The sequence below is a fragment of the Shewanella sp. W3-18-1 genome (genome assembly GCF_000015185.1).
GTDB lineage: Bacteria > Pseudomonadota > Gammaproteobacteria > Enterobacterales > Shewanellaceae > Shewanella > Shewanella putrefaciens.
Genome location: NC_008750.1, coordinates 2265342 through 2276695 on the forward strand (window position 1 = coordinate 2265342; position 11354 = coordinate 2276695).

Sequence of the window (11354 nt, forward strand, 5' to 3'; positions counted from 1 at the left end):
TTAACTATGTTAAGGACGATAAAAATCCAAACCCGCCTATTAATCGCTTTTTTGCTCATGGCATTGCTGCTGATCGGCTTAAGTGGATTATCAATTTCATCGATGAAAACTATCCGCGCAAATGCCAATACCGTTGAAACCAATTTATTACCTTCAATCATGAGTCTTGGTGAGCTTAATTCAAATATGATGCGAATTAGGGTGCTCACACTCAGGTTATTAGTCAGCGAGACTCAAGAAAGCCGCGAACAAGTTGCTAACGTTATCCGCGATCTTAAATTGGAGATTGAAAAAAATCAGGCTCAGTATGAACAACTGATCTCGATGGATAATGAGCGGGCGGTATACCGTGCATTTGAACAAGTCCAAAAGACCTATTATGTTGAACAAGATAAATTAATTAGTTTTGCAACATCGGGAAAATTAGATGAAGCTAAATTGGTACTGCCGCAGCTTTATACATTGGCTGATGAGATAGTTAAAGATCTTAGAGATCTGGTTGCCATAAACAAAGCATCCTCCGATGACACTCGTATTGTCTCAATTACGGAATATGATAGTAATTTTTGGTTAGTCATTGTGACAGTGATCGTTGCCAGTATCATTGCCATCGTTATTGCTTTTATGTTGTCGAATAGTATTAATCAGCCCCTACAAGCTGCAGTCAAAACCGCAGAAATTATTGCCCATGGTGATTTAACTCAGTCGATAAGTGTCAGTGGTGACGATGAGTTAACTCGTCTTGTTACTGCGTTACAAATTATGCAGCGCAATTTAAGGGACGCCATTGTGCATATCGGCAGTTCCTCTAGCCAACTAGCCTCCGCCGCAGAAGAACTCAACTCCGTCACAGAAGACTCATCCCGTGGTTTACAGCTACAAAATGATGAGATCCAACAAGCCGCTACAGCAATAACTGAAATGAGCACTGCTGTGGATGAAGTCGCTCGTACTGCTCAACAAGCGTCAGATGCATCTTCTGAATCGGCCAAGCTTGCGGTAGAAGGTAAAAATCGAGTCGAGGATACAACTGCCGTTATCACCGAAATTAACGATGAGATGACCAAAAGTACGACGGTCATTAATCAGTTGGCTGCTCAGGTTGTTTCAATTAGTAAGTTGCTGGATGTGATCCGCTCAGTATCAGAGCAAACTAACTTATTAGCACTCAATGCTGCCATTGAGGCGGCTCGCGCGGGTGAGGCGGGACGTGGGTTCGCGGTTGTCGCCGACGAGGTAAGAAGCCTTGCCCATAGAACACAAGTATCTGCAGGTGAAATTGAGACTATGGTACGGCAAGTACAAGTTTCTGCTGAGGCTGCAGTCACCTCCATGGTCACTACAAGTGAAAAAACCAATCAAGCCCGTATTGTTGCCGACGAAGCGACTAAAGCACTCGATCAGATCACCACGCGTATTGTTGCAATCAGTGACAGTAATCATGTGATCGCGAGCGCTGCTGAAGAACAATCAACCGTAGCAAGGGAAATTGATAATAATATTATGACCATTAGAGATTTAGCGGCTCAAACGGCTGCAGGCGCTCACCAAACAAGTGCGAGTTCTGCAGAACTAACCCGTTTAGCGGTAGATTTAAATACGTTAGTGGTTAAATTTAAAGTCTAGGTTTGGGTTATTGATGGTTAAAAAGCCCCTAATGCAGGGGCTAAAAATCACAGTTAACTTACTCTTGGATAGATGGCTTACCAAATACCGGCATACCTGAATCATCCCAACGAAGAGCCTTGACATAGGTGTGACGGTTTGGATCCCACAATGGATCGCCTTCAATTTCAGTATAAGTACGTGCGTGATACACCAATAAAACCGTTTCACCATCTTCTGCAAGGGTGAAACTATTGTGTCCAGCCCCATAAACACCATGCTCATAGCAACTTGTCATCACAGGGTTTGATGATTTATGCCATTGACTTGCATCGAGTAAATCAGCATTTTCATCAATATGCAGTAAACCCATGCAATAATTTTCATCGGTCGCGCTGGCTGAATAAGTGATAAAGATTTTACCGTTGCGTTTTAGCACTGATGGGCCTTCATTCACCCAAAACCCTTTAATTTCCCATGGGTACTCAGGCTTTGTCAGCATCACGGGGGCTGAGCTTATCTTGTCAGGTGTATCCATCTTCGCGATATAAAGATTACTGTTCCCTTGAATATCAGGGGCTTTTTGCGCCCAAACATAATACAGCTGCCCATTATGCTCGAATGTGGTTGCATCGAGACAAAAGGTGTCTATGCCAGTATCAAGTTGGCCAAGGAACTGCCATTTGCCCGTTAGCGGGTTGGCATCATTGCAGCGCAGCACATACATACGATGTTGAAACAATGCATCTTTAATTTCACGACTTGGGGCTATGGCGACGTACAGATACCAAGCCCCTTGGTTAAAGTGGAGTTCTGGCGCCCACACTAGATCGGAATAGGGGCCCGTATCGGGTTTATGCCACACATCCACAGGGACAGCATCGGCAAGACCTGCAATGGTGGAGGCTCTGCGTAACTCAATACGGTCGTACTGAGGTACTGAGGCGGTGAAATAATAAAAACCATCCGTATGTTTATAAATAAACGGGTCGGCACGTTGTTCGATTAAAGGGGTGAGTTTTAACATCTATGACTCCAAAAACATCATCAAAAACTATATAGAAACTTGGGTTTGGGTACTATCCTTGTGGACATTAGGCTGTGTCTCTGGCGTACTTTTCCCATCAATTACTTCCATATCGGGCAGTGACAGCTTAATGTCCTCATAGACACGGTCCGATATCTTGTATTTGAACATCAATAAGCCCATCAAGGTATGGAACGCGCCAGGTATGATGGTTAGCATCAGTGAAATGCCTATGAGCGTCGTAGACGTTTGTTCTTGTCCCGGTTGATAATTAAAGTAGGTCAATAACATGCCAACTACAAAACCTGCCGCTCCCATTCCCGCTTTTTGTGCAAAGGATATCCCCCCAAATGCAAGGCCAGATACTCTATGACCCGTTTTGACGGTACCGTAATCGACGGATTCTGAAATCACTGACCAGAAAACTGGAGCGTGCAAATCAACCACAAAAGAAATCGCAAAATAGAGCACAAAGGCTAACACTATGTCTCCGGGTTGAACGGCAAAAAACATCACCACACTCAAAATACCCACCGCAATTTGGCTGTAACGGAATAATTTGAGTTTACAAAAGCGCTTAGTGATCCAAGTTGAGGCGACCATTGCAAGGATTGCCGCACCCACTCCTGTTGATAAAAAGGCCGAAAGCATTTTGGCATCACCACCAAGGAAGTAGGTGGCGTAATAGGCGGCAACCGAACCGCGGATCACATAACCAATGGTGCCAATGACACAAATAGCGGTCAAAATGAGCCACTGATCATTTTTTAACAATAGACGTATTTGCATTGAAATAGGTTTAGTTTCAACCTTATAGGCTACACGTTCAGTTGTAGTGAAAAAACAGAATAAAAACAGCAGTGTTGCCATTAACGCCATCACTCCCATGGCCTTTTGATAACCTGCAGCAATATCATCTCCTCCCCAAGAGGAAGCTAATATAGGGACAATAATAGTGACTAAAAAGGCGGCAATTTTGGCGAAGAATAACCGATAACCGTTAGCGGATAAGCGCTCCTTTGGATTATCCGTCAGTACGCTAATAATGGAAATATAGGGAATAGTGACCGTGGTAAAAATGATGGTCACAAGAATATAAGTCGAATAAGCCCAAATGAGTTTGGCGTTATAGTCCCAATCCGGTGTGCTGAAGGTTAAAAATACCGAAAGCCCGAAGGGGATTGCCATAAATAAGAAGTAGGGACGGTAACGACCCCAGCGCGTGGTGACTTTATCATTAATGATGCCCATTAAGGGATCCGTGATGGCATCGATTAATCGAACGAGTAGAAATAAAATGCCCACATCGGCGGGCTTTAGGCCAAAAATATCCGTATAAAAGAAGGTAATAATTAACATCATTGAAGATATCACGACGTTGACGGCCATATCCCCTGAGCCGTAACCGATCTTTTCAATGACCGACATTTTATGAGAACTCATCAGAAATCCTTATTATATTTTTTATAAACAGTGAGTTAATGTGTCAGCACAGCGTATTATCGCATTCCCCAGATGTTAACACATTTTCTTGCTGTTAATTTTCCGCAGTTGATTGTTACTTATTTGTCTTGATAGTATGATAACCTTAATCATCATACAATAGCATAATAGCTATTTTGTTAGAATGGGATCTCGTTTCATTAAGGAGAAATGATGCTACGTATTTCTATTACCGCGAGAAAGCACCTTAAGCGACATATGAATAAGCTCCATTGTGCCTTGTTGATCGGGCTTATGGGTTCGATAGGCAGCGTTAATGCAAAACAGGTCAGTATTCATGATCCTGTTATGGCGAAAGAAGCTGGCAATTATTATCTTTTCAGCACGGGACCTGGCATCACCTATTATGCTTCAACGGATAAGGTGCATTGGACATTGGCCGGACGGGTATTTGATACTGAGCCTACATGGGCACGCGGTGTGGCTCCGGATTTTAATGGGCATTTATGGGCACCGGATATTATTGAACACGACGGTTATTTTTATCTTTATTACTCTATTTCCGCTTTTGGTAAAAACACTTCCGCGATCGGCGTAGCCGTTAACAAAACGTTAGATAAAAACTCAAAAGATTATCAGTGGGTTGATAAGGGAATGGTACTTGAGTCTATTCCCCATCGAGATGCATGGAATGCAATTGACCCTAATATTATTGTCGATGAAAAGGGCGCGCCTTGGATGAGTTTTGGTTCATTCTGGCAAGGGCTAAAGCTGGTGAAGCTCAATCAAGATTTTATCTCCCTTGCTAAACCAGAAGAGTGGCACACTTTAGCCAAACTTGAGCGTCCAGCTTTACTAAATGATGCCGAACCCGGCCCTGCACAAATCGAAGCGCCGTTTATCTACAAAAAAGATGATTATTACTATCTATTTGTTTCCTACGGTCTTTGCTGTCGCGCCGATGATAGCACTTACCATTTAGCGATTGGGCGTTCAACCTCTGTCACTGGCCCTTATCTTGATAAAGAGGGTAAAGATATGGCACAGGGTGGCGGTTCCGTGCTGCTTCGCGGTACAAAAGCTTGGCCTGGCCTTGGGCACAATAGCGTTTACCAGTTTGAGGGCAAGGACTATTTGGTTTTCCACGCCTATGAGTCTGCGGATAAGGGCTTACAAAAGCTCAAAATAGCTGAATTAACATGGAATACCCAAGGTTGGCCTGTCGTTGATCCAAATGCGCTGACTCAATATAAAAGTGTATTAGTTGACCCAATCGGAAATAAATAATAATGACTCATTCTCTGACAACATTGATGGCCGCGATGGCGCTCACATTTGGCTTTAGCACTGGAGTGGTTGAAGCGTCACCTGTGCTTCCTGATAATCATATTACCAGTGAAACCTTTGCCAACCCATTGTTTCGTAATGGTGCAGATCCTTGGCTTGCATACCATAATGGAAACTATTATTTAACGACGACCACTTGGACCTCTGAATTGGTGATGCGTAAATCGCCTACCATAGCAGGGCTTGCCGATGCCCCTGCGCACAATATTTGGTCAGACGATGATAAGTCCCGTTGCTGTAATTTTTGGGCGTTTGAATTCCACCCCATGCAAACCGCAGAAGGTTTGCGTTGGTATGTGATTTATACCTCGGGTGTGGCTGAAAATTTTGATGGTCAGCGCAATCATATCCTCGAGAGCGAGGGCAGCGATCCTATGGGGCCCTATAAGTTTAAAGGCACTCCTATGCCGGATCATTGGAATATCGATGGCAGTTACTTACAGCACAAGGGGCAGTTGTACTTTTTGTGGTCAGAATGGCATGGTAAAGATCAAGTGAACCTCATCGCTAAAATGACCAATCCTTGGACGATAACGGGCGATCATAAAGTGATCACTAAGCCCATTTATGACTGGGAAAAGTCCGGTTTAAATGTCAATGAAGGGCCTGAGATTATTCAGCGTGATGGACGCACTTTCCTCGTCCATTCGGCAAGTTTTTGTAATACAGAGGATTATTCTCTCGGTGTTGTTGAGCTGACAGGGGAGGATCCTATGGATCCTGCGGCTTGGACAAAATTCGACAAACCCTTCTTCAGTAAAGCCAATGGCGTATATGGCCCAGGCCATCACGGATTTTTCACTTCCCCCGATGGCAGCGAAGATTGGTTAGTGTATCACGGTAACTCATCACCCACAGATGGTTGCAGTGGCACCCGCGCCGCCAGAGCACAACCTTTTAAGTGGGATGATAAAGGCTTACCGCAGTTTGGTGAGCCATTAGCCGACAAGCAACAGTTACCTGTTCCAAGCGGCGAGTTTGGGCCATTAAAAGCCCAAGTTGAAGGGGTGAAATACCGCATCGTCAATCGTGATATTAATCAATGTTTAGTGACCAATGCGAAAGGAGAAGTCAGTGTTGGTCAGTGTGATGATAAAGCCAGTGCTTGGATTATCGACCCTGCTAACGATGGTTTATATCGGTTTGCTAATGTGGCCGAAGGGACCTTTTTAACGCAAGCTGACTGCCAAGATGAAAAGGCCTCGGACGTGAATGCCGCGCCTTGGGTTGCGTCCCGTTGTCAGCGTTGGTCGGTTGATGCGAGTCGTGATGGCTGGTTCCGTTTTGCCAATGAGCGCTCGATTAAAAATCTACAAGCGGCCAATTGCAGCAGCAAAAAGAATACGGCTGTGGTTGCCGGTGAAAATCGTGTTAGTGAATGTACTGACTGGCGTATCGAACCCATATCCCATTTTGCAATTGTAAATGCCCACAGTGGCCGTGTAGTCTCAGCGCAGCAATGTGACACAAAGGCCAATGCTAATGTTGTGCAATATGAATACACAGGTAACGCCTGCCAGCAATGGCACGCGACATCCACCAGTGAAGGCTATTACCGTCTGCAATCAAATCAACTGACGGCGAATAAACAAGCCCAGTGCTTAGTCAGTGTTGAGGGCAATTTGCAACTTGGCGCCTGTGATAAAGATGACAGCGAATGGCGCACTGAGTTTATGCCAAATGGTTCCCTTCGAGTGGTATCGCGCAAAGGGGGATCGTCGATGAAAGTCGCGGGCGAGTCCTATGCCAATGGCGACAATATTGTTGAGGATGTGTGGAAGAATACCATTTCGCAGCAGTTCTATTTCAGGGAGGTGAAAACCAAATAGCCCAAACTATTTTAGGGAGGGTGATGTTTCGAGATTCATTTTTGTTTGTTCTGGTCCAGATTTACCAAAATCTAGGGCAGGTAGCGACAAAAAATAACCCTGAAACATCAACGTACCCTAGACATGCCGTTGTAAGTTGAGGTCGCTTAGCGGCATATTGGTTGAGCGTTAATTGCTCGGCGTGCTGGCAGTAACTGTTTGTCTGTTACTGCTTTTTTTTATCTTAAATTGACCACTGGTTAAGTGCTTGCCAAATTAACCGCAAGGCGAGCAGCGAAAGTACAAGACTAAATATCATCTGAAAATATTTATCGGCTACCCGTTTTAGCATGTTAAAGCCAATCCAAGTGCCTAATGCACCGCTCAATATCATCCAGCACAACAATGGCCACCAATCAGCGATGGATATGCCCATTCCTTCAAATACCGCTACTTTAACCCCATGTTGCAATGACATGGCCATTGCAAAGGTTGCGACAGTACGAAAACGATCGACTTCAAGCTGTTTAATAAAGGCCGCCACTAGCGGTCCTGTCGCTCCAGCAAAAAGAGAAATAAACGTGGTGATAGCCCCTGCGATGAATGTCCCCAACGTTCCTAAAACAAGTTTCGGTAGCTTGGGCCCCCAGCAGGAATAGAGAATAAAAGCCGCAATCGTGAGATACATAATAGAAGGTGGTAGGGCAACTAACACTAGGCTGCCGAGTAAAGCTCCTAGCAGTGCTCCGGGTAGAAAAGTGTAAATAAATCGCCATTGAATATCCTGCCAACCGACGATAGCTCGTCCCGCATTGGCACCCAATTGCACGACACCGTGGAGTGGGATAATCAGTTGTGGGGGGAGCACTTGCGCCATAACGCCGAGCAACATTACCCCACCGCCAATACCAAAACAGGCGGTAAAAAAAGATGTAAAACCTGCACTCAAGATTAAGAGTACAAAAATATCCGTAGGGATAGTGTCAACGAAAAACCACGATGAGAGCATAAATGTCTATTCGGTCACTGTGAGGGTGTTAACAGTAACAAATCACCTATGGCTTTCAAAGCAGAGGATGTTATTGCACGAAAGGAATCCAACGCTATCAGCTATCTTGATTGAAAGCCTGTACCACTAAACGACCTGTAGCCGTTAAAGTGATGTAGAGCAAAAGGTAAATGTTTGTACTGACACTCACCGCAAAAAGAAAAGCTAATCAGATGATTAGCTTTTTAAAACGAACGAGATACTAAATCTTTAGCTTAGAACGAGTAGCGAACGCCTAATGCAAATGTACGAGTGTAGATACTATTTGTACGGTTAAAGAGCACTGAGTCCTCATAGTATTCTTGGTACACATCATCAAGAATATTGGTTGCATCGAAGGTCAACACCAAATCATCCATTAAGTTGTAGCTAAACTGGAAGTCTAAACTTTGCTCTGGCTTACGATAGATACCCCGTGGCATAGCAAAACTTCCCGCATCGTATGCATTTAAGAATTTATCACGCCAAGTATAAGACAAGCGGGCACTGTACACTTCTTTGTCATAAATCAATATTGCACTCCAAGATGTGTCGGAAACGCCGAACAATTCTCTGGTAGTCGATCCTGTTTTTTCACCAGTCTTGCTATCGTATTCCGGAATGTCTTGGCTAGAATCCAAAAAGGTTGCACTCATCTGAGTACCAATGCCATCAAGATAACTAGGCAGATTTTCAGGGAAATATACTGTGCCAAGTTCAAAGCCAGTTAGCTCGCCGTTAGAAGAGTTATCTGGTCGGCTTAATAGGTAAGTTTTGATTTCACCATCAACTTCGCGTGTCGTTGTGGTTGTTGAGTTATACACAAACCCTTCGATATCACGGCGGAAATAAGTACCGTAGATGGATGAACCTTCTCCAAAGTAATATTCCAATGAAAAATCATAGTTTTTTGACGTCGTAGGCTTAAGTTTTGAGTTACCACTGGATGCTTGGCCAAAGCCAAGATTTGTCAAATCTTCTACATATGAAATAGCGGTACTCAAATCACCAAAAGCAGGTCTACGAATGGTTTCTGAATAGGAAAAACGGGCAACTAATTCATCGGTTAGCCAGAAACGAACCATCAGGTTTGGTAGAATTTCTGAACTACCATTAGTATCGGATGAATGCTCAAGATAGTACTTTTCAGTGACAGTGTCTTGTTTCCTCTCCCAAAAATCCATATCGGCATCGGCTTTTTCATAGCGAATACCTATTTGACCATCGACTTGCTTACCCCATAGCTCGGTTTCAAAATCACTTTGGATATAAGCCGCATAGGACGTTTCATCGATATCGTAGTTTGTATACATTGCCAATGCATCTGCATCAGCACCATATAAAGCCTCAATGGCTGCGCGGTTAGCATATAGATAGTTGCCATCTACCAGCGCCCAGTTTGTGGGAACATTACCGCGACCATCAAAGAAGCCAGAGGCAACAGTAAACATGTTGGGGTCAAGATCAGTAAACTTAATATTTTTATCTAATGCACCAGCATCATAGAGGCCGTGTTTGGCTCCCCGTTTTTCGACACGAGTACCAAATTTCATTTTGGTGAAGATGCTGTAATCGAGATAGTAATCACCATTTAAGGTCCAAGCTACCGAGTCGCCTTCATCCTTGGTTCCGCTGTCATACATATTAGAGGTTTGCCACAACGCTAATTGGGATAAATCAGATTCATTAATCGCAGTACTTGGATCATCTAAATAAGCCCAGCTTGGTACACCGCCACTTTTATTATTGTAATCAACATCCACTCCGTAGAACTTTTTATTACTGTTAGCACTGATCCCTCGCATCGCGATGAACGATGATTCATAGGTACTGGTTTGATAGACAACCTCAGATTTTAAGGTCACATCATCCAGATCCCATTTACCACCTAAGGCAAATACATAGCTATCGGTGCTGTTGTGGCTGTGATCTGAACTACTAAAGCCTCCCACGTTATAGGCCGTTCTCGATTTAACCACATTGGTGCCATCATATATTTCAATTCCATTATCAATAACTTGACTCCAATTATCAGCCGAATCTACGTTACTAAAAAGCATGGCGTTGGCACTATTGTTACGATAGCCATTATAAAATGCTTCAAATAAGTATTCTGAATTATCAGTCGGCGCCCACTGTAAAGACAGATTAAGCGCAGGGCGTTCGCGCTCACCAACATTCATATTTTGGAAAATAGCATCTCGCATTAACAGGTATTCTTCACCGTTAATGAGTGCGCCTTTTGTGGTATCTAGGCCGTGAGCGAGACCTCGTGTCCAATAGGCATCATTAACTAACAGACCCGTTTCTGCAGAGTAGGGTAATGAGGCACCAGGGGAGACAATTTGGTCATTATAATTAGTTCGAATATAAGATACGTTTAACAGCGCTCCGACATCACCGATTGCGGTATCCCAGCGGTCACTGACCAGAGCACTCAATGCTGGATCGACTTTATCGGGTTGATCTGAATATATGCCTTTAGCCGCGACACTGACTTTGCTATCACTAAAATCAAAAGGTCGATGGGTGCGAATATCAATTTGACCCGCAATACCACTGCCGACTTGCGAGGATGAACGCGTTTTAAATACTTCTACACTGCCCAGTAATGCCGCTGGAATATCGGCAATAGCGACTTCACGGCCTGCGGCGGTGAAAATTTGACGACCATTAACGGTTGTTGTGACATCGGTTAAACCCCGAATACTCACGGTGTTAACTTCACCTGAGGCACGATCAGTGACTTGTACCCCAGTCACTCGTTGCAGTGCTTCAACCACGTTATTGTCGGGAAATTTACCAATATCTTCAGCGATAATCGCTTCAACTACCTGAACATTTTGACGTTTAAGTTCTACGGCTTTATTTAAACTGCCACGAATACCTTGGATCTGAATGATTTCCATGGCTTCTTCATTCGGTCGTGGGTTATCGGCTTGTGTTTCTTCTTGAGTCGTAGACTCAACTTCTACCTGATCCTGTGGTGCAATATCATTATTTGCCGCAAACGTAGCTTGGCTTGTGAGTGCGAGAATGATCGCACTTGCCAAATAAGTCTGTTTAAACATCTAGTTAATCTCCGGTAGTTTATTAT

Annotated in this window: 7 protein-coding genes; 3 read left to right on the plus strand and 4 right to left on the minus strand. The window is 44.0% G+C overall.

Annotation, left to right across the window (positions count from 1 at the left end; all coding sequences use genetic code 11):
* Positions 1-6: 6 nt before the first annotated feature.
* Positions 7-1626: a methyl-accepting chemotaxis protein gene (locus SPUTW3181_RS10165; RefSeq protein ID WP_011789284.1), complete on the plus strand. Its 1620-nt coding sequence runs from the start codon at positions 7-9 to the stop codon at positions 1624-1626.
* Between the two features lie 58 nt (positions 1627-1684).
* Here SPUTW3181_RS10165 and SPUTW3181_RS10170 read toward each other — a convergent pair whose 3' ends face one another.
* Positions 1685-2632 carry a family 43 glycosylhydrolase gene (locus tag SPUTW3181_RS10170; RefSeq protein ID WP_011789285.1) on the minus strand — a complete coding sequence of 316 codons (948 nt, stop codon included), beginning with the start codon at positions 2630-2632 and terminating at the stop codon, positions 1685-1687.
* Positions 2633-2659: 27 nt separating this feature from the next.
* Entirely contained in the window at positions 2660-4075 is a 1416-nt protein-coding gene (locus SPUTW3181_RS10175; RefSeq protein WP_011789286.1) for an MFS transporter, read from the minus strand.
* A 213-nt stretch (positions 4076-4288) separates the two neighbouring features.
* Here SPUTW3181_RS10175 and SPUTW3181_RS10180 point away from each other — a divergent pair, with 213 nt between their 5' ends.
* Entirely contained in the window at positions 4289-5362 is a 1074-nt protein-coding gene (locus SPUTW3181_RS10180; RefSeq protein ID WP_011789287.1) for an arabinan endo-1,5-alpha-L-arabinosidase, read from the plus strand.
* 2 nt (positions 5363-5364) lie between these two features.
* The gene (locus SPUTW3181_RS10185; RefSeq protein WP_011789288.1) at positions 5365-7251 is read left to right on the plus strand and encodes a family 43 glycosylhydrolase; all 1887 of its coding nucleotides are present in this window, start codon (positions 5365-5367) and stop codon (positions 7249-7251) included.
* Between the two features lie 223 nt (positions 7252-7474).
* Here SPUTW3181_RS10185 and SPUTW3181_RS10190 read toward each other — a convergent pair whose 3' ends face one another.
* Both SPUTW3181_RS10190 and SPUTW3181_RS10195 read right to left on the minus strand, forming a co-directional pair.
* Positions 7475-8239 carry a sulfite exporter TauE/SafE family protein gene (locus tag SPUTW3181_RS10190; RefSeq protein WP_011789289.1) on the minus strand — a complete coding sequence of 255 codons (765 nt, stop codon included), beginning with the start codon at positions 8237-8239 and terminating at the stop codon, positions 7475-7477.
* Positions 8240-8493: 254 nt separating this feature from the next.
* The gene (locus tag SPUTW3181_RS10195; RefSeq protein ID WP_011789290.1) at positions 8494-11328 is read right to left on the minus strand and encodes a TonB-dependent receptor; all 2835 of its coding nucleotides are present in this window, start codon (positions 11326-11328) and stop codon (positions 8494-8496) included.
* Positions 11329-11354 lie beyond the last annotated feature (26 nt).

What these genes read in the sequence shown, in the direction of transcription:
- SPUTW3181_RS10185 (WP_011789288.1), top strand. Translation starts at nt 5,365, where the DNA reads ATGACTCATTCTCTGACAACATTGATGGCCGCGATGGCGCTCACATTT.
- SPUTW3181_RS10175 (WP_011789286.1), bottom strand. Translation starts at nt 4,075, where the DNA reads ATGAGTTCTCATAAAATGTCGGTCATTGAAAAGATCGGTTACGGCTCA.
- SPUTW3181_RS10180 (WP_011789287.1), top strand. Translation starts at nt 4,289, where the DNA reads ATGCTACGTATTTCTATTACCGCGAGAAAGCACCTTAAGCGACATATG.
- SPUTW3181_RS10190 (WP_011789289.1), bottom strand. Translation starts at nt 8,239, where the DNA reads ATGCTCTCATCGTGGTTTTTCGTTGACACTATCCCTACGGATATTTTT.
- SPUTW3181_RS10165 (WP_011789284.1), top strand. Translation starts at nt 7, where the DNA reads ATGTTAAGGACGATAAAAATCCAAACCCGCCTATTAATCGCTTTTTTG.
- SPUTW3181_RS10195 (WP_011789290.1), bottom strand. Translation starts at nt 11,328, where the DNA reads ATGTTTAAACAGACTTATTTGGCAAGTGCGATCATTCTCGCACTCACA.
- SPUTW3181_RS10170 (WP_011789285.1), bottom strand. Translation starts at nt 2,632, where the DNA reads ATGTTAAAACTCACCCCTTTAATCGAACAACGTGCCGACCCGTTTATT.